General features: G+C 41.3%; 23 protein-coding genes. 9 read left to right on the top strand and 14 right to left on the bottom strand.

The annotated features are described in order from the left end of the window. Positions 1-266: 266 nt before the first annotated feature. On the top strand, positions 267-611 hold the full coding sequence (locus FTV11_RS13895) for a hypothetical protein (protein ID WP_257223261.1): 345 nt from the start codon (positions 267-269) through the stop codon (positions 609-611). A 129-nt stretch (positions 612-740) separates the two neighbouring features. Here the strand turns inward: FTV11_RS13895 and FTV11_RS13890 are convergent, their stop codons facing one another. After that, entirely contained in the window at positions 741-1079 is a 339-nt protein-coding gene (locus FTV11_RS13890; protein WP_180074186.1) for a DMT family protein, read from the bottom strand. A 274-nt stretch (positions 1080-1353) separates the two neighbouring features. Here FTV11_RS13890 and mpl point away from each other — a divergent pair, with 274 nt between their 5' ends. Beyond that, positions 1354-2718, top strand: a complete 1365-nt coding sequence (mpl, locus tag FTV11_RS13885) for a UDP-N-acetylmuramate:L-alanyl-gamma-D-glutamyl-meso-diaminopimelate ligase (RefSeq protein WP_180074185.1) — start codon at positions 1354-1356, stop codon at positions 2716-2718. A gap of 59 nt (positions 2719-2777) precedes the next feature. Here the strand turns inward: mpl and FTV11_RS13880 are convergent, their stop codons facing one another. The 4 genes from FTV11_RS13880 to FTV11_RS13865 all read right to left on the bottom strand — a co-directional run bounded on the left by FTV11_RS13880 (position 2778) and on the right by FTV11_RS13865 (position 4795). After that, entirely contained in the window at positions 2778-3248 is a 471-nt protein-coding gene (locus FTV11_RS13880; RefSeq protein ID WP_180005550.1) for a BLUF domain-containing protein, read from the bottom strand. A gap of 160 nt (positions 3249-3408) precedes the next feature. Continuing rightward, positions 3409-3594, bottom strand: coding sequence for a hypothetical protein (locus tag FTV11_RS13875; RefSeq protein ID WP_180005551.1), 186 nt, complete (start codon positions 3592-3594; stop codon positions 3409-3411). Positions 3595-3849: 255 nt separating this feature from the next. After that, positions 3850-4176 (bottom strand): GNAT family N-acetyltransferase, encoded by a 327-nt coding sequence (locus tag FTV11_RS13870; protein ID WP_257223260.1) that lies wholly within the window; start codon positions 4174-4176, stop codon positions 3850-3852. Between the two features lie 313 nt (positions 4177-4489). Next, positions 4490-4795: a GNAT family N-acetyltransferase gene (locus FTV11_RS13865; RefSeq protein ID WP_373684168.1), complete on the bottom strand. Its 306-nt coding sequence runs from the start codon at positions 4793-4795 to the stop codon at positions 4490-4492. 132 nt (positions 4796-4927) lie between these two features. Between FTV11_RS13865 and FTV11_RS13860 the strand changes: the two genes are divergently transcribed. Beyond that, positions 4928-6121 carry a sugar transporter gene (locus FTV11_RS13860; protein WP_180036059.1) on the top strand — a complete coding sequence of 398 codons (1194 nt, stop codon included), beginning with the start codon at positions 4928-4930 and terminating at the stop codon, positions 6119-6121. 302 nt (positions 6122-6423) lie between these two features. Continuing rightward, complete coding sequence (locus FTV11_RS13855; RefSeq protein WP_078189519.1) at positions 6424-7389, top strand: TerC family protein; 966 nt, start codon at positions 6424-6426, stop codon at positions 7387-7389. Between the two features lie 64 nt (positions 7390-7453). Here the strand turns inward: FTV11_RS13855 and FTV11_RS13850 are convergent, their stop codons facing one another. Beyond that, entirely contained in the window at positions 7454-8044 is a 591-nt protein-coding gene (locus FTV11_RS13850) for a nucleotidyltransferase family protein (RefSeq protein ID WP_180074183.1), read from the bottom strand. Positions 8045-8298: 254 nt separating this feature from the next. On the opposite strand from FTV11_RS13850, the gene guaD reads away from it, so the two are divergent. The 3 genes from guaD to FTV11_RS13835 all read left to right on the top strand — a co-directional run bounded on the left by guaD (position 8299) and on the right by FTV11_RS13835 (position 10804). Then, a complete protein-coding gene (gene guaD / locus FTV11_RS13845; protein WP_180074182.1) occupies positions 8299-9615 on the top strand; it encodes a guanine deaminase in 1317 nt (438 codons plus the stop codon). A 225-nt stretch (positions 9616-9840) separates the two neighbouring features. Then, the gene (gene hpt, locus FTV11_RS13840; protein ID WP_180074181.1) at positions 9841-10368 is read left to right on the top strand and encodes a hypoxanthine phosphoribosyltransferase; all 528 of its coding nucleotides are present in this window, start codon (positions 9841-9843) and stop codon (positions 10366-10368) included. A gap of 178 nt (positions 10369-10546) precedes the next feature. Continuing rightward, positions 10547-10804: a GlsB/YeaQ/YmgE family stress response membrane protein gene (locus FTV11_RS13835; protein ID WP_078189516.1), complete on the top strand. Its 258-nt coding sequence runs from the start codon at positions 10547-10549 to the stop codon at positions 10802-10804. A gap of 77 nt (positions 10805-10881) precedes the next feature. Here FTV11_RS13835 and FTV11_RS13830 read toward each other — a convergent pair whose 3' ends face one another. Together FTV11_RS13830 and dmeF are read right to left on the bottom strand one after the other, a co-directional pair. Further along, entirely contained in the window at positions 10882-11580 is a 699-nt protein-coding gene (locus tag FTV11_RS13830) for a DsbC family protein (protein WP_180074189.1), read from the bottom strand. Positions 11581-11696: 116 nt separating this feature from the next. Continuing rightward, positions 11697-12647 (bottom strand): CDF family Co(II)/Ni(II) efflux transporter DmeF, encoded by a 951-nt coding sequence (gene dmeF / locus FTV11_RS13825; protein WP_180074180.1) that lies wholly within the window; start codon positions 12645-12647, stop codon positions 11697-11699. Positions 12648-12703: 56 nt separating this feature from the next. On the opposite strand from dmeF, the gene FTV11_RS13820 reads away from it, so the two are divergent. Together FTV11_RS13820 and FTV11_RS13815 are read left to right on the top strand one after the other, a co-directional pair. Further along, positions 12704-12970: a metal/formaldehyde-sensitive transcriptional repressor gene (locus FTV11_RS13820; protein WP_180074179.1), complete on the top strand. Its 267-nt coding sequence runs from the start codon at positions 12704-12706 to the stop codon at positions 12968-12970. 115 nt (positions 12971-13085) lie between these two features. Further along, entirely contained in the window at positions 13086-14267 is a 1182-nt protein-coding gene (locus tag FTV11_RS13815) for an MFS transporter (protein WP_257223259.1), read from the top strand. 15 nt (positions 14268-14282) lie between these two features. Here FTV11_RS13815 and FTV11_RS13810 read toward each other — a convergent pair whose 3' ends face one another. The 6 genes from FTV11_RS13810 to rpmH all read right to left on the bottom strand — a co-directional run bounded on the left by FTV11_RS13810 (position 14283) and on the right by rpmH (position 18845). Further along, a complete protein-coding gene (locus tag FTV11_RS13810; protein ID WP_180036054.1) occupies positions 14283-14723 on the bottom strand; it encodes a hypothetical protein in 441 nt (146 codons plus the stop codon). A gap of 13 nt (positions 14724-14736) precedes the next feature. Further along, positions 14737-16092 (bottom strand): tRNA uridine-5-carboxymethylaminomethyl(34) synthesis GTPase MnmE, encoded by a 1356-nt coding sequence (gene mnmE, locus FTV11_RS13805; protein ID WP_180036053.1) that lies wholly within the window; start codon positions 16090-16092, stop codon positions 14737-14739. Between the two features lie 92 nt (positions 16093-16184). Next, positions 16185-17951, bottom strand: a complete 1767-nt coding sequence (gene yidC, locus FTV11_RS13800) for a membrane protein insertase YidC (RefSeq protein ID WP_180036052.1) — start codon at positions 17949-17951, stop codon at positions 16185-16187. 5 nt (positions 17952-17956) lie between these two features. Continuing rightward, a complete protein-coding gene (gene yidD / locus FTV11_RS13795; RefSeq protein WP_078189510.1) occupies positions 17957-18277 on the bottom strand; it encodes a membrane protein insertion efficiency factor YidD in 321 nt (106 codons plus the stop codon). Between the two features lie 9 nt (positions 18278-18286). Continuing rightward, positions 18287-18679 carry a ribonuclease P protein component gene (rnpA, locus tag FTV11_RS13790; RefSeq protein ID WP_078189509.1) on the bottom strand — a complete coding sequence of 131 codons (393 nt, stop codon included), beginning with the start codon at positions 18677-18679 and terminating at the stop codon, positions 18287-18289. Positions 18680-18710: 31 nt separating this feature from the next. Continuing rightward, positions 18711-18845 carry a 50S ribosomal protein L34 gene (gene rpmH / locus FTV11_RS13785; RefSeq protein WP_000831329.1) on the bottom strand — a complete coding sequence of 45 codons (135 nt, stop codon included), beginning with the start codon at positions 18843-18845 and terminating at the stop codon, positions 18711-18713. Positions 18846-19082 lie beyond the last annotated feature (237 nt).

Raw genomic sequence — 19082 nt, 5'->3', positions numbered from 1 at the left:
TGTCTTTTATACGTAATTTAAGGGTTTTCATGTACTTATATTAACAATCAAAACTCAAGGAAAATAGTCCTTAGTTAAATCAAACGACACTTCATGTCGTGTCGCTTATATCTCTGACCTGAAGGACAGAGTTTTACGCTCCATTTGATAAAATTTAACGGTTGTCTTTAAAGAGAAAACTCCATAATATTTTTATAAAATTATTTTTATTTTTTTCAATTTTATAAAAACTTTTATTAAATCAATATTTATAAGACACTTTAAACATGAAAAAGATCATTATCTTGCTCACTTTAGCCCTAAGCTCTCCGAGTTTTGCCCAACTCGTTCAACTCAATACAAGCCAATTTGAAAAAGACTTTAACCTCTTACAGAAACAAAAAGGCTATAACGGCCAAATTAAGAGTAATGGCTACATCCACGAAAAATTTTTAGTCACCGGAAAATCTATTATTGATGAACGTAAGCCGGTCAAGATGACAGGCTATTACAAAGCAGATGATGGCCGCGATAAAATGTATTCAATTTCAGAATATCGTGTGTATTGTGATGACCAAAGCTTTGGTTTTGCACTCATGGACTTTGAAGCAGACGGTCAAAGACTGTACTAACCAATGAGAGTGATTATGCCTTTGACTATGAAGATCCCACTCCACGAGACCGTGAGTTTAGTAAAGTCCTCAAAAATGCCTGCAAACACGCCTCACTTAAATGATCAGAGCCATGCAGCATTGGATCAGTTAAGCACTGCGAAACACGAAATAGACACATCCAAAAAGGCATAAACCTGCCCACAAATAGTCCAACTTAAAGGGTTGTTTAAAAAGGAAAATCATAAATGGAACGAAGACCAATAGCGTCACGACTTCTTGTGTGATTTTCATTTGACCCAAAGACCACCCATGTTTGGCCAACAGTCGCGTTGCTGGGATCATAAAACTATATTCGAGTAATGCTATAGCCCATCCAAATAAAATCGCTTGCCAAAGCGGTGCATCATGTAAAAACTTCAGATGTCCATACCAGGCCAAAGTCATAAAAAAGTTGGAAATAATCAATAAAAACAGGGCAAGTGACATAAGCAATCAAGATCGCAAAAAATTGCGCATATTGTACGTTTTTCATCAGGATTTCGCGCCTATTTTCCGTGTTTTTATCATTAAGAAAATCACACACATTTGATCAGTTACGAGCTCAATCTTTTTATACGATCTCATACAAAAAAATCTATCTTTTCGCTAAGACCCTTGCTATGGTTGCTCTCAAATGAAATTAACTTTTTCAACCAAATCTATAATGACAACACCACAATAACAAAGTGATGTGTCGGTAAAAGCAGTGGAGTTAGAACGAATGCATCTGCATATCTTGGGTATTTGTGGCACCTTTATGGGTTCATTGGCGCTCTTGGCGCGCGATTTAGGACATAAGGTCACGGGTTCAGACCAAAACGTTTACCCACCAATGTCTACCCAATTGGAAAATGCAGGCATTACCTTAATGCAAGGCTATGACCGTAGCCATCTTCAACCACATCCAGATCTCGTGATTGTCGGCAATGCCATGAAACGTGGTATTGATGCTGTGGAATACATGTTGAACGAAGGCCTGCCTTATATTTCTGGCCCACAGTTCCTTGCAGACCACGTCCTACAAGGCAAACATGTGTTAGGTGTTGCAGGCACACATGGTAAAACCACAACCACAACCATGCTGGCGTGGGTGCTCGATCAAGCAGGTTTAAATCCAGGCTTCTTGATTGGCGGCGTACCTTTAGGCTTTAGTGAAAGCGCTCGCTTAGGTGGTGGTGAATATTTCTGTGTAGAAGCCGATGAATATGATTCGGCATTTTTCGACAAACGTTCTAAGTTTGTGCATTACCATCCTAAAACAGCGATTTTAAATAACCTTGAATTTGATCATGCCGACATCTTCGATGACTTGGCTGCGATTCAAAAGCAATTCCATCATCTAGTGCGTACTATTCCAAGTGAAGGCCGTATCATTGCGCCCATCACTGAAACAAATATTGATGAAGTCTTGGAAATGGGCTGCTGGACACCTGTGGTGCGTACATCTTTAGATGCCAATGACAAATCTGAATTGTATGCAGAACAATTGTCTGCTGACGGTTCACATTTCAAAGTGCTACAGCATGGTGTCGTGAAAGGCGAAGTCAAATGGAATATGACTGGGCAACACAGTGTAGCCAATGCTTTGGCAACCATTGCTGCGGCTGAACATGTCGGTGTTTCGATTGAAACGGCGTGTGAGGCACTTTCAAATTTTGGCGGTGTAAAACGTCGTATGGAGCTTTTGGGCACAATCCGTGGCATTGAAGTTTATGACGACTTTGCACATCACCCAACGGCGATTGATACCACACTGGAAGGTGCACGTAAGCGTCTCGGTGAGCGTAAATTGTGGGCAGTAATTGAACCGCGTTCGAACACTATGCGTATGGGTAGCCATAAAGATGGGCTTGCACATTCTGCACGCTTAGCAGATGAAGTGATTTGGTATCAACCTGAAGGTTTGGATTGGGATTTACAACCTGTGATTGAAGCTGCTGCGAATAAAGCTGTGGTGGCTCGTTCACTGGATGAGATCATTCAAACCATCGTAAGCGAGGCAGGCGAGGGCGATGCTGTGGTGATTATGTCGAATGGCGGTTTTGGTGGTTTACATCAGAAGTTGATCAGTGCATTAAAAGCCTAAACCCACTAGATAAAATAAAAAAAGCCCGCTGCGCGGGCTTTTTTTTATTCACACTCAGCTTAAAAATAATGCTGATAGCCTCGGTTTTTATAGCCTGAATCCAGCTTAACCGGCTGTTCAACATTTTCTAATCTTAACAATGTCGTTAAAAACGCCTGAATTTGTTCCGTATTAAGCAGGTTTGGTTGAAAGCTTGAATGTCCAAAGCGCTGGAATAAACTGGCAATTTCACTATGTCGATTTACATATTTCATCGACCATTTTGAAAAATCGATTTGATCAATAGTTTGATCAGGATAACGCACAATATCCCGATGCCGCGTATCTTGCATAATATGCTGAAAAAGCTGTTCGAGTGCCGCTTGCTCACCTTGCAGGCATTGGAAGAACCGGCCTTCTGCATAGTACAGCACGCCAAAAATATTTTTTTCAGTATTAAAGCTGCGGGCTCTCACCAAAATATCACTTAAATCTTGTATTAAATCAAATTGTTGTTCTACACGTGTACTGGCATAACAGAGTTGTATCATTGTGTTTATTCTTAAAGTATTTGCACGATTTTAACGTAGAAAGTTCTACAGGATGAGTAAATATTTGTATATTTTTTAATCAAATGTGCTTTTTAACTTACAACAGAAAACCAAGATCACGTATACCGATATCACCTTCATTTTTTTAAACTTATACATATTAAAACAATGAAATTATTTCCATTTGAAGATGAATAAAGAGGCCGACCATGCTTAAAAATTTACTCATTTTTTTATCGATCACTTGTGTATATTTTGCTGCCTTGATCATACTGAATAATTTTGGCGTTTCAGATTTTTTTAATGTCGTTATTTGCTCATTTATTTTAGGAATAACACTGCGCACCGTGATTCCTCACTATCTTATTTATTTATTAATGATGATGACCATTGGCAGTATTTATTTCGTGCTGAATGATTTTGCTTTATTAAATATCATGTGTTTAAGCTTGGTTTTAGGAATATTGATCTGCTCGATTTTGTTACAATTGTGGCCACATATCGTCAAAACACCATCAACGGTGTTGAAACTCAAGCTCAATTGAGCACAAAGCAGTTTTTAAATTTTCATACTGATAAAACGCCCGCATCGCGGGCTTTTTTAGGCTTGAACATCGGCTAATGTCTTGTCTCGGCGAAACATCACCTCTACATAAGAACAGGTTGGGATAATTTTTAAGTGTTTGTCACGAGCAAATTCCACCAAATGATCCAATAACACACGAGCAACCCCTTGCCCGCGTAAGGAATCATCTACCCACGTGTGATTTGCCACAATGCTGTGTTCATCACGCCATAGATAACTCATTTCTGCGAGGCGTACACCCTCAGCATTTAACTGAAAAAATTCACCTTTTTGACCATTATCTTGATGTTGCATAGTCACTGTTTTTTCTTCCTTTTTATGAAAAAATACACCGTGTAACAAACGAGAAAGTGATTGGTACAGAACTTAAACGACCTATATTCAACTGTAGGTGATAATAAATCCGTACACCTTTCACATTAATTAAAAAACAATTAAATCACATTTGCCGGATATTTTTATTATGGACCTTTATATCATCGCCATCTTTGTATTACTGATTGCTGCAGCATGCTTGGTTGTATCGCTGTATAAATCACGATCTTAATTCAACTTCACAACTAGATTTCAAATAAAACAGCCTGATTGCAATACGATCAGGCTGTTTTTATTTATCCAAATGATTAATTCACATCACGCTATACAATTTAGCGTATTAGCGTAGAACATCACGAATCGATTCATCTTTATCAAATACAGATTTTGCAAAAGGGCAGAGCGGAATAATTTTCACGTTCTTTTCCCGAGCAAAATTCACTGCTGCATCGAGGAGATGTCGTCCAACACCTTGTCCTCGCAAGCTGTCACTGACATCGGTATGATCAATAATAAATTTATCATCGCCTGCCCATGAGTAAGTCATCTCTGCCAAACGGTCCCCATCTTGCTCAACAAAAAAAGCTCCTTTTTTTTGATCATCATCTTGTTGTACAAACATCTTAAATTTCCTCCATTTTTTTATAAATTGGCATGTAATGCAGGTCAACTCTGTTGTTTTTGTATTAATTTAAACCGCATGCACAGGGCTTAAATCTGTTCCTGCTCGTGTATAGAGCATAGTAAAATAAGCCACTTTATTTATTTGAAGACACTCATGTCTGCCTCTCCCTCCGAAACGGCTTCTTCTGGCTCTTGGACGGCTGTGATTGCTTTGGCTTTCGCAGCATTTATTTTTAATACCACTGAATTTGTACCTGTCGCTTTACTCAGCGATATTGGCAAAACCTTTAGCTTGGCAGCGACCGATGTCGGCATCATGATTACGCTCTATGCATGGGTGGTTGCTCCGATTTCTTTGCCGATCATGTTATTGACCAAAAATATTGAACGTCGTTCACTCCTGATTTGCTTATTTATGGTGTTTATTGTCAGCCATATTCTGTCGTATTTCGCATGGAGCTTTAATACTTTATTGCTCAGTCGAATTGGCATTGCTTTCTCGCATGCACTTTTTTGGTCAATTACTGCGTCGCTGGCAGTTCGTGTTGCACCGAAAGGCAAAGAATTTCAAGCCTTGGGACTTTTAGCCACAGGCACAGCTTTGGCAATGGTTCTCGGTATTCCGTTTGGGCGTATGGTCGGAGAAGCCTATGGTTGGCGAAATACCTTTGCTCTGATTGGCATTGGCGCCAGTATCGTTTGCCTGATTTTAGCCAAAACGCTGCCGATACTGCCGAGTTTGAACTCTGGCTCGCTGAGCAGCCTAAAACAGTTTATTCGCCGTCCAAGCTTAATGATGGTCTTTGCATTAACCATTATCGTAATTAGCGCGCAATTTACCGCATATAGCTATATCGAACCGTTCTCGCTCAACATTGCTGCATTCAGCTCCATGCAAACCACCACGTTGTTATTAATCTTTGGTGCAGCAGGCTTTCTAGGTTCTTATCTCTTTGGAAAATTTGGTGGGAAATATCCCAAAGTTGCGATTCCTTTAAGTACAGCCACACTGGCTTTATCCATGCTGCTGTTGCTTCCTGTTTCTTTCAGTTTTGCAGGTGTAAGTGCAGTGTGCTTATTGTGGGGCATGAGTATCATTGGATTTAGTCTCGCATTACAGTCAAAGACACTACATCTCGCATCCGACGCCACCGATGTCGCCATGGCTATTTATTCGGGACTTTATAATGTCGGGATTGGCGGTGGTGCACTCTTGGGCGGTATCGTCAGCGTTCATTTCGGTTTGAGTTATATTGGTGTGATCGGAGGAATCATCGCCGTGATCGGCACACTTTTAGCCTTAGCGTTAGTACACCGTGGTGATTTTAACCCTCCTGTGGCACATTAAATGAATTCGCAAATTGCCGATTGCACTTTGTACTAAAAACTGTCATGCTTTGCCGCATATTTGGACAGTGTCCAAAACAAAATTTGAACAAGGGGAGTAGCCTCCTCCAAACGTAAACCTTGTTTTACGTGTCAGAATATCGTCATTACACTTTGCAAAAAGTCGGTATCTGAGCATCGCTGCTGCAAATCATTACAGTACGATGTAGGCAAGACCTTGATCATGTTGTCTCAGGCGTTTTATTTCGTCTGGCAACTGGTCGAGGTTTTTTTATGGCTGGTTGTTAGATGTGGAGAATACACATGGAAACGATTGGCTCATTATGGCTATATCTGGCATTTTTCGGTTTAGTCACCATCATGCTACTCATCGACTTTTTAGGCTTTAAAAATAACAAAGGCCAAGAAATCAAAGTCAAAACCGCTGCCTATTGGAGTATTGCATGGGTCTCTGTGGCTACCTTATTCGGTGGTGCACTGTGGCTCTACTTACAGCAAACCGCTGGTGTCGCTGTTGCAAACACCAAAGTCATGGAATATTTCGCTGGTTATCTGCTCGAAAAATCACTCGCAATTGATAACGTTTTTGTCTGGCTCATGATCTTTGCTGCCTTTGCCATTCCACCTGCTTTGCAGCGTAAACTGTTACTCTACGGTGTCCTTGGTGCAATTGTGCTGCGTACCATCTTTATTTTTATTGGGGCATGGTTCGTTCAAGAATTCTCTTGGGTGCTGTACTTCTTCGGTGCGTTCTTGGTGTATACCGGCTTTAAATTCCTTAAGGGTTCAGACGAAGACGACAAAGATATCGAAGATATGGCAATTTTGAAGTGGCTACGTAAACACATGCGTATTACCCCTCAAATGCATGAAGATAAATTCTTCGTTCGTCAAAATGGTGTCTTGTGGGCAACGCCGCTCTTTTTAGTGTTGATCTTGGTTGAAGCATCGGACGTGATTTTTGCGGTGGACTCAATCCCAGCAATCTTTGCGGTTACCTCTGACCCGTTTATTGTACTGACTGCAAACTTGATGGCGATTTTGGGTCTACGTGCCATGTTCTTCCTCTTGTCTGGTGCTGCATCGAAAATGCATTACTTGCCGTATGGTCTGGGCATTATCCTGGTGTTTATTGGCGCTAAGATGCTGTTGCTCGATGTGTTCCACATGCCAATTTGGATTTCACTCGGCTTTATTGTGGTGACCTTAACCATCACTGCGTGGTTATCGATCCGACACAGCAAGAAGTACCATGAAACCACGCTTTAAAACACTTAGATGATTAAAAGCCTTCTTTCGAGAAGGCTTTTTTATTCTGCAACGAAAACTTGGACTAAGCTTCAGGCGTCATCAAGAGTTTGAGTTTCGGCCAGCGCTGTAAAAATTGTTTTTGCTGCACACGCTGCAAAAAAGTCGCCTGACTGACTAAGCGTGGGTTCCAGCGGACATTTAACTCAAATAAATCATCTAAGCCCAAAGGAGCAATCAGCTGTATTTGCTGTTGATCATCCAATTTAACAGCGATGGCAGTAGCAGTTTCTGGCCACAACGATAGGGCATGCTCAATCGACTTGAGCGCCTGTATCGGCTCACCATTTTCCAAGCGATACCACTGGTGTACTGTCGCTTGGTTGGTGACATCCCAATGAATGTGAGGAAAATCCAACTGCATCTGCTGTTGAATTCTTTGACCCTGTGTTCCATCATCATGTTCCGCATAATAAATCACATCCACTTCTGTGCCTTCCAGTGCATAGTTTTGTTGATGTCGCTGTGACCAAATCAAATTACGAACTACGCCTGCAGCCAAATAAGCCTGTGTATCTATGGCATACAGGGCATGTAAAATCTGCATGATGCCTTGATGCTGAAGCAGGTTATGCTTTAATTGGTCTGAATAGCTCATGTTCACTAAAGGGTTCATTATCGTTTTTTAAAGGGCGCTCTTGAGATCAATATAGCAAGCGTTGCGACTCATGGTCTTTATTCATTCATCGATGCAATGTATACAGCTCAATGCTTTTGTATTATTCAAATCAAATACAATGAACAAAAAAACAGAATCACTCATAAACATCTGTTCTATTTTTTAGAACACATTTTCACAATTACTCTAACGGTATTTTGAACCAAATTGGGCTACAATCAACCGAAAAAATTCTAAACTGCAGGTATGTCATGTCTTCTGTTATCGCATCTACAGCGATCCGTGGTCGCTTTCTAGATATTCAGAATACAGTTGCCCAAGCACGTGAAATTCACGACCAAGTGCGCTATTTCGAAGATGGTTTGCTGATTACGCAAGCCGGAAAAATTCAATGGTTCGGTCCATGGTCTGAGGGACAACACCATCTCCCAGATCAGGTTGACGTACAGCATTATCCAGATCAATTGATTGTTCCGGGTTTCATCGACACCCACATCCATTATCCACAAACGGAAATGATGGGGGCTTATGGTGAACAACTGCTGGAATGGCTTGATACTTATACCTTCCCAACCGAAATCCAATTTGAAGATCCGGCTTATGCAGAGCAAATTGCACAGTTCTTCGTAAACGAGTTACTCAAAAACGGAACCACAACAGCCTTGGTTTTTTGTACCGTTCATCCACAATCGGTCGATGCTTTATTTAAGGCTGCAGAACAGCATCAGATGCGCTTAATTGCCGGTAAAGTGATGATGGATCGACATGCACCTGAAGCATTATGTGACACTGCAGAGAGTGGCTATAACGACTCCAAAGCACTCATCGAAAAGTGGCATGGCAAGGGCCGTAACCTTTATGCCATCACGCCTCGCTTTGCCCCAACCTCAACGCCTGAACAATTGGCACGGGCAGGGGAGCTAAAAGCCGAGTATCCTGATGTTTATGTACATACGCATTTGAGTGAAAATAAAAATGAAATTGCGTGGGTCAAATCATTATTCCCTGAGCAAAACGGCTATTTAGACGTTTATCATCATTATGGTCTGACCGGATCACGTTCCGTGTTTGCACACTGTGTGCATTTGGAAGATGCTGAATGGGACTGTATGCATCAGACCAACTCTGCCATTGCGTTTTGTCCAACCTCGAATTTGTTCTTAGGCAGTGGTTTATTTCCATTAAAGAAAACATGGGAAAAACAGGTGAAAGTCGGCTTAGGCACAGACATTGGTGCAGGCACCTCATTTAACCAACTACAAACCATCAATGAAGCCTACAAAGTTCAACAACTTCAAGGCGATAAACTGTCCGCATTTGAAGCGCTGTACCATGCCACGTTAGGGGGGGCAAAAGCCTTAGACCTAGAGGACAAACTTGGAAACTTTGATTTGGGCAAAGAAGCAGATTTTGTGGTGCTCGATTTAAAAGCCACGGCTCTACAAGCCCTACGTCAACAACGTGCCAAAAATCTGGAAGATGCTTTATTTGCCCTGATGCTGATGGGTGATGATCGTAATATCCATGCCACCTATGTGTTTGGACAATGTGCCTATGTCAAAGCATAAAACGGCTCGACCAAGACGAAAAACAGCGTTGAAAATTGGACTGATTGCCGTCGCTTGTCTGTGCTTACTCAAGCGTGACAGCACTTCCAAGAAAAACTGATTACATTTTCAACGGCAAAAAAGATGCATCTGCGAGCCAGATGTATTAAAATTGGTTCATCTTTAGAGGTGTTGCAAGTCAACACCTTTTTTATTTTTTTGATTTGCTTTTTTAGGTATCTACCCATGTCTGTTCAAATGAGCGTACTGATTTCCACTGAAGAAATTCAAGCTAAAGTGAAAGAGCTTGGCGCAAAAATTGATGCATACTATGCTAACAGCGACAAAGAGTTGGTGTTAATCGGTCTATTACGTGGTTCCGTTATTTTTATGGCTGACCTTTGCCGCGCGATTTCAAAACCGCATGAACTCGATTTCATGACCGTTTCAAGTTATGGCGGTGGGACCGTATCTACTCGTGATGTAAAAATCTTAAAAGATTTAGATGGCGACATTAAAGATAAAGATGTCTTGGTGGTTGAAGATATTATCGACTCAGGCAATACCTTAAGCAAAGTCTTAGAAATTTTACAGACGCGTAATCCAAACTCAATTGAGCTTTGTACTTTGGTCAGCAAGCCTTCACGTCGTGAAATTGACCTCGATGTAAAATTTTTAGGTTTTGAAGTCGAAGATAAATTTATCGTGGGTTATGGTCTGGACTATGATCAAAAATATCGTCATATTCCTTTTATTGGCGAAATTGGTCTCTAAGCAAGATCAGATACTTAAGAGTGGCCGAAGGCCACTTTTTTTTATTTTTTGGTTTGTTTTGAACAAAAAAACAACAGTTTTTTGCATGTTTAGGCTATAGCTATGCGCAGTTTTGATTAAAGATAAAGATTGAACATGTCGTAAAAAACAAATACATGATAACAAAAGGAGAGTTACTATGTGGTCACTCATTGTTGCGATTGTTGTTGGTTTTATTGCTGGTTTAATTGCACGTGCGATCCATCCTGGAGATGACAAAGCGGGTTTCATCATGACCACCATTCTCGGGATAGCAGGTTCCTTACTTGCGACCTATGGCGGACGTTTATTAGGTCTGTATGGAGAAAATTCTGCTGCAGGATTTATCGCTTCCGTCATTGGTGCGATCATCGTGTTATTTATCTATAACCTTGTAACGAAAAAAACCCGCGTCTAGTTTTTTATAACGCCATTAAAATACCCGCCTATAGACGGGTATTTTTTTTATATTTTATTCATGCCGTACAGCTGAAATTATTTGATCTCTTTTAACATCGATTCTAATTCAGCAGCAGGGTAAGCACCAGTTAAGATCGAACCGTTGGCAAAAACGATTCCCGGTGTACCACCTAGTTTTAAGCTTTTAGCTAATTTTAAATTTCGCTCAATCGGGTTTGCACAGCTTTTCGCTGACTTCGGTTGAATTCCCTTATTGATTAAATTATTCCAGGCCATAGCAGGGTTTGACTCACAAAAAATCTGCTTCGATGGCGCCAACGACTGTGGTTTTATCGCTGTGACAAAAGTATAAATGGTCACATAATTGAGTTTTGCCAGTTCTACTTCAAGCTTCTTACAATATGGGCAATTTGGGTCAGAAAAGATCGCGATTTGGCGCTTCCCATTCCCCCTGACTGTTTTAATCGCATCTTGTAATGGAAGTTTATTCCACTCAGTTTTTTGCTGACTGAGGATCAATTGTTTGGTCAGATTTTTTTGATCTTTTAAACGAATCATAGAACCTGCGATCACATAATCCGCATTTTCACTCAAATACAAAACTTGATCTTCAACAAAGCCACTATATATGCCCGGCATTTCGGTACTTTGAATATTTTCAATTTTTAAACTGGGGTGCTTTTCTGCCAAGAGCTTTTGAACCTGTGCCGCATCTGCTAAAGCAAAAGTCGAAAGGGTGGTACTCAACGCCAACGCACATATTTTTTTCAACATAGACCGAACAACTTCAACATTTAATTGATTCAGCATTCTAAGCCTTAACACGTGAAAGTCTTGGGCTTTTTTCAGTTCATTACGCAATAGCTACATGCCGTTTCACGTGGAACATATTAAGCTGCATCAGGTGAATTAATTTCAACAGACACATGTACTATTTCTTCATGAATCGACAGCTCTTGACGCACTTCATCTGCGCTCAATGCCTGACTGGTTTCTAAAGCCACAATACATGAAAACTGACCTTTACCCACTTTCCACACATGTAAATCGGTCACATCGACGTCGACAGGCAATTGCATTAAAACTTCTCGAATCTCATCAACGACAGGGTGATCCATTTCCGCATCCAGTAATGTTTGTCCAGTTTCTTTCATCAAGCCAATGGCCCATTTGCCAACTAGAACTGCACCGACAATCCCCAATAGCGCATCTAAAAAACCCCAGCCCATCCATTTTCCGGCAAATAAAGCCACAATCGCCAACACCGAAGTCACCGCATCAGCAACCACATGCATGAAGGCTGCTTTCTGATTGAGGTCGTGATGATGATCATGCTGCTCCTCATGGCTATGCTCATGATGGTGATGGTGATGGTGATGGTGATGGTGATGGTCATCATGCAATAACCAAGCACAGATCAAGTTCACCACCAGACCTAAAATCGCAATAGGGATTGCTTCGTTATAATGAATTTGGACCGGGTTGAATAAGCGTTCCACCGAATGAAAAGCCATAAATGCAGCAACAACCATCAATAATATCGCGCTGCTATAGCCTGCCAAAATTTCAATTTTCCAAGTCCCAAAGCTAAAACGAGCGTCTTGGGCATAGTGGCGTGCCGCACGATAGGCAAAATAGGCCAAGCCTAATGCCAACATATGTGAACTCATATGCCAGCCATCTGCCAATAATGCCATCGAATTAAAAATCCATCCGCCAATGACTTCTAACAACATCATGACTGCCGTTAAAATAGTGGCAATTAAGATCCGTTTTTGTGCGAGTGGATTACCTTCATCAAATTGATGATGATGAATTCGGATGGATGGGGAAGTTTTCATTAGGTTCTATGCTTAAATATACTCCCCCATAGTATATTTATTTTCGGGAGAAAGTGTTGAGTCATTTACATCAGGACAAAAAGATTTTAAATCGGGTTAAACGTCTACAAGGTCAGGTCAATGCGGTTGAACTGGCTTTACAGCAACCCGAAGCAGGGTGTATCGAGGTTTTACAACAGGTTGCGGCCATCAAAGGTGCTGTAAATGGATTAATGAATGAACTCATCGAAGCACATTTACGCCATCATGTATTGCCTCAAGATGTTGAAATCAATGAAGTAGAACTGGAAGAATTTGTAAAACTGCTTAAACGCTATGGATAAAGTTACATCTGTGATTTGACCATGGAAAACAATCGGCATTAAACTGAGCCCATATTTCCTTCTTTCTCATGCAGCACAATATTGACCCTATTGACTGTACCTCTGCGACTTTAAAATGACCACATCTCCCTCTTGGCGACCGTTTATCATGGTGAGCCTTGCACTCTGTATGGGCACTATTGGTACAGCGCTAGCTAGTCCTCTGTATCCCATTTATCAGCAACTTTGGGGACTGCTGCCGAGTCATATCACCTATATCTTTGTTGCCTACATGTTTGGTTGCCTAGCGACCTTGCTGTTTTTAGGTCGTACCAGTAACAGTTTTGGTTTTTTAAGAACCCTGCAAATCGGTATGGCGTGCATCATCTTAGGTTTAAGCTTGTCGGTGTTTGCCAGTAATGCGCTGTGGTTATCTATCGGGCGCTTTATTATCGGGATTGCCTCGGGTTTAATCAGCACCTCAGCCATGCTGGGCTTGGTCTATACCATTCCTGAACAGCATAAAAATAATGCTCCACAGTTGAGTTCAATCATAACCGTGATTGGTTTTGGTCTTGGCCCATTTATTGGTGGAGTGATTGCTCAATTTTCGGAACAGCCTTTAGTCACCCCTTATATCCCTGTGATCTTTGGGGGTTTGGCGTGTCTAATAGGGTTATTTTTTATTCGCACACCGAATTTTGAGCCACAGCCTTTTTCAGTGGCACCACATTTGGAATTGCCTGAAAAGCGTGATCATTCACGATTTTATATCGCCGGACTGACTGCCTTTTGTGCCTTTGGCTCCTTCAGCTTATTTGCATCACTCGCACCCTCTTTCGTTAAAGATGCAATCCCATGGCATGGCCCTTTGGTCAGTGGTAGTGCCATTGCAAGTATCTTGCTGGTTTCCGCTGTCGTGCAATTTATGGCGAAATCGATTCCTTCTGCAAAATGTGTAAATACCGGCTTAATGGTATTAATACTGAGCTATGCGCTCCTTGCGCTATGTATGACCCAACACTGGAGTGCATTGTTTTTTATTAGCGATATTCTAGTCGGTGTAGGGCATGGCCTGGGGCTTTTAGGCGCATTTGGCTTAGTTCATCAAATGACCAACAATCAAAACCGTGCTGCGGTGATCTCGACCTATTTATTTATTGGATATCTAGGCACCATTATTCCAATTATTGCAGCCGGCTATTTATCTGATCATTTTGGTTTAATCACAGGGGTACTGGGCTTTTGTATTGGTGTCGGCTTGCTGTGTTTATATTTACTGTATCAAAATTTATCGATGAAGAAATTTACAGTATGAAACCCTTAGATACGATTAATTTTCTTCTCTATACATCCATGCCTGTTCAGGAGGAATTTCATCTATTTGATCCTGAATGTAAAAAATCAAATTTTTAGTTTTTGATATTGCGGTCATTTTTTTATAGTCAACCTGCATTTCAGGATCTTCTTCCCATTGTTTTAAAAAGGATTCTTTGGGGTTCTGTTCGGTTGTTTCATGAAAATAAACCACACCACCATCAGATGTTTGTGGATCATGGTTGCCATCTAAAGATAAAATTTTGACATGAATAAAATATGCTTTTAATTCAGAATTTGTATCTTTAGTAGCGTTAGCAAGATTAGGATCTATATCCATTTGATGCTGAGTTTGTATCTGTGTTGATGTTGCAACATCATCAACAGAAGTTAAAGCCGCTTCCTCCTGAGAACAAGCGGCAAGCATCCATGCAAAACAAATCATGATTTTTTTCATATTTTTAGCGCATTTATTTACCAATACAAAACGATCCGAAGATCTTGCCGAGTAAATCATCCGCACTAAAGTCACCCGTAATTTCACCTAAAGCATTTTGCGCCAACCGTAGAGACTCGGCTACCAACTCACCCGCATGATAAACTACCAACTGCTCACGTGCTTCTGCAAGATAGCGCTGAGTGCGCTTCATTGCATCTAAATGGCGTGTTCGAGCAATAAAGGTATCTTCTTCTGGTTGAAAGCCTGCATGCGCTGTAATCGCATCAATAAGCGCTTGAACGCCAGTTTCTTGTTTAGCCGAAACCCTAATATGTCGAAAACCGTTTAAATCGGTAATTTCCGCGGTAGATCCCGTCAAATCGCATTTGTTACCAATCAACATCAACCGCTTCGGTTCAATATGATCGGCAAAGTATGCTTGAGCCAATTGTAGTGGATCTTCGCCCTGACTTAAGTCATAGACCAAAAGTAACAAGTCAGCTTGCTCAATTTCTTTAATTGCGCGGCGAATCCCTTCTTTTTCGACGATATCACCGGTTTCACGTAAACCTGCAGTATCGGTCAAGGTAATCGGCAAACCATTGAGGCTGATTTTTTCATGTAAAACATCACGTGTCGTACCCGCAATATCCGTCACAATCGCACGTTCAACACCCGCTAAAGCATTGAGTAGAGAAGACTTACCTGCATTAGGTTTGCCGGCAATCACCACTTGTAGACCTTCACGCAGTAGCTGACCTTGACGGGCAGACTGCTGCACAGCATGGACCGAGCTTGCAACTTCATCTAATAAGCCCAAAATCTTACCATCTGCCAAAAAATCGATTTCTTCTTCAGGAAAATCAATCGCTGCTTCCACATGCAAACGCAAATGGATAAGTTTTTCTAGCACTGTATTGACCTTGCTCGAAAAAGCACCTTGTAATGAACGTACCGCAGAACGTGCCGCCGCTTGAGAGGTAGCATCAATCAGGTCGGCAATCGCCTCGGCTTGCACCAAGTCCATTTTGCCATTTTCAAAGGCACGCATCGAAAATTCGCCCGCTTTTGCAGCAATAGCACCCAATTCAAGTAACCGTGCCAATAATGCATTTTGAATAACCGGTCCGCCATGACCTTGAAGTTCAACAACATCCTCACCCGTAAACGAGTGCGGATTTGGAAAGCAAATCACCAAACCTTCATCCATGATTTCATTCGATGCATCATAAAACTTACGGAAACCAGCAAAACGTGCTTCTGGTAAGGATTGCTGCGTTAATGCTTCTGCAATGGCATAAGATTTGGGACCAGACAGGCGAATCACGCCGACACCACCACGACCCGGCGGTGTGGCAATTGCTGCGATGGTGGTTCGGTTTAACATAAAATTTACCTAAAAATTTTCAAACGACAGATAAAGAAAAATCCGCCTAAGATTACCATCTTAAGCGGATTTATTCAGCCCATCAGCAATGCTTAGTTTGCTGAGTCAGCTGCTTCACGTTTTAAACGTTCTTTTTCAACAGATTTGTTAATCAAACCTTGTTGAAGAATAGTAATACTGTTGTTACAGATCCAGTAAAGCACAAGGCCCGCAGGGAAGAACAACATAAATACCGTAAAGATCACTGGCATGATTTTGAAGACTTTCGCCTGCATTGGATCAGCCGGTTGTGGGTTCAAACTTTGCTGAATGAACATGGTCAAGCCCATTAATAGCGGCAAAATAAACCATGGATCCATCGCAGATAAATCTTGAATCCAACCTAACCATGGCGCATGACGTAGTTCAACAGACTCCATCAATACCCAGTACAAAGCAAGGAAGATCGGCATTTGGAGCAATAACGGCAAGCAACCTGATAGTGGGTTCACTTGTTCACGTTTATACAATGCCATCATTTCTTGCGAGAAGCGCATACGGTCTTCACCGAACTCTTCTTTCATGCGTTGCATTTCAGGTGCAATCACACGCATTTTCGCCATAGAGCGGTAGCTCTTCGACGACAATGGCCACAAGATCAGTTTCACCAGAATCGTCAATAGAATAATTGACCACCCCCAGTTACCCACTAAACCGTGGAAAAACTCAAGACCGACAAACAATAATTTCGCAATAGGCCATAACCAACCGTAGTCTACAGTTTGGTTTAAACCAACCGCCAATTCTTTTAATTCAGATTGGATTTTTGGACCTGAATAGAACGTTGCATCTACTTCTGCCACAGTTCCTGCAGGAACATTGATTGCAGGTGAAGTGAACTGAATAATGTTCATATCATCGGTAGATTTACGTGACTCAAGTTTCGCAGCATAAGGTTGACCATTGGCTTGCGTTAATTTGATCTGTCCAGGAATCCACGCACTCACGAAGTAATGCTGAACCATTGCAACCCAACCGCCAGTTGCTTCAACATTCAATTTTTCTTCATTGAAGTTAGCAAATTTAAGTTTGTTGTAATGTTCTTCAGGCGAACCCCATGCACCACCAAGGAATGTACCTAAAGTGAAAATACCTTGATCAGATTTACCTGGATCTTCAGAGTTGTCGCGTTTAAGCTGACCAAACATCTGACCTTGCCAGTTCTGAGCACTGCGGTTCACGATTTTATGATTCACGACAACAGGGTATTCACCTTCAGTGAAGTTAAAGGTTTTAATAACCTCTACACCATCTGCTGTTTTATAAACCATTGGTACTGACAAAACTTTTGCTGTTTGGCCATCTTTACCCTTCACAGCTTTTGCGTCATTCAACGTATATGAAGATTTTTCAATCTCATACGTCGGACGTCCTTTCGGATTGCTGTCCGGGCCATTGAGACCAATTAAGCCAGACTGAGCAACATAAGTCCGTTTTGCATCGCTTTCAAGCATTACAAACGGTTCGTCGCTGTCTTTATTTTTGTCATGATTGAGTAATTCAATACGAACAATATCGCCACCCTTTGGATTAATCCAAAGATGGTAAAGGTCAGTTTGTACTGAAATTAACTGTTGACTAACAGGTGCAGTGGCATCTGTTGTTTGTTGTGTAGCAGCATTATTTGCTTGCGGCACATCAGTAGCAGCCGTAGCTGTCTGGCCATTTGGTAAATCGGCAGATACTTCATGCGTTACCACCGCAGCATTTTGCTGAGGTTTTTGTTCCGCATTTCCATAATCTTTCTGCCAAGCCAAAATGAGCAAATATGCGACAACAAACATGGCCCCTAGAATTGCAATCCTGGCCCATTGTTGCATAGGTATTACCCCAAGTGGTTAGAGTGATTTTGGTTCAATAAACGTTCACGAAAGGGTACAGCAACGTGAAGCGTTTGAGAATCTATTTGCTGAAATGAAATAAAACGAATTGCTTTTGATGGAACAGGATCATAGCCTGAACCGCCCCAAGGATGACAACGGCAAATACGCTGAACAGCTAGACACACTCCACGTACAGCACCATGTTGATGGACTGCTTCCAAAGAATATTGAGAACATGTTGGAATATAACGACAGCGTGGTCCCAATAAAGGACTAATCGCAATCTGATAGAAACGAATGAGCCAATGCAGTAAACGAACCATTGGTCATCTCTACGCTTGTGGGGAGGTAGCTATTTTTTTATGCTTATTTGCAAGGCGCTGCAATTTTTGCCAAGCAAATTGTAATTGCTGATGTAACTCTGCATTCGGTACGGCCTCTATGCCCATTTTTGGCATAACGACAATATCTAATACATTAGACTGCTGTTGATGCAGGCGAAAACTTTCGCGTGCAAGTCGTTTTACTCGATTTCTTTCATGTGCGCGGCGCACTTTTTTCTTAGCAACAACAATACCCAAACGGCTATTCGGCTGTTCGGAGATTTTTGCTAGAAATAAGAAATGGGGTTGATGCACTTTAAAAAGCGCACCATCGAACACACTTTTATAATCGGCAGCACAGTGTATTCGCACATCTGTGCTAAAGCCGTAAAGTGTTGTCATAACACCCAAGTCTTGACAGTCTTAACTGAAATTAAACAGTTAAGCTGTGACGACCTTTTGCACGACGACGCGCTAATACTTGACGGCCAGCTTTAGTAGCCATGCGAGCACGGAAACCATGAACGCGTTTACGTTTCAACTCAGAAGGTTGGAAAGTACGTTTCATATCGAAACTCCAAAAATGATCTTTCAGTAAAGGTTCGCGATTTTAGTGCTCATTGCTTGAGCTGTCAATGAAAAACACGCTTTCTTTCAAAATCTAGGCTGTGATATATCAAGATAATATAAGGATTAGAAATCAGTCAGAAAGTTTTAAATTAAAATATTCACAAACTAAATCATTGTATATGTTAATTATTTAAGTTATCTTCAAGTTTACTCACAGATTTATCCACAATCCCAA

Source organism: Acinetobacter sp. YH12231 (assembly GCF_013417755.1).
Classification (GTDB): domain Bacteria; phylum Pseudomonadota; class Gammaproteobacteria; order Pseudomonadales; family Moraxellaceae; genus Acinetobacter; species Acinetobacter amyesii.
The sequence above is the reverse complement of the archived record's forward strand: the minus strand, read 5'-3'. Positions and strand labels throughout refer to the sequence as shown.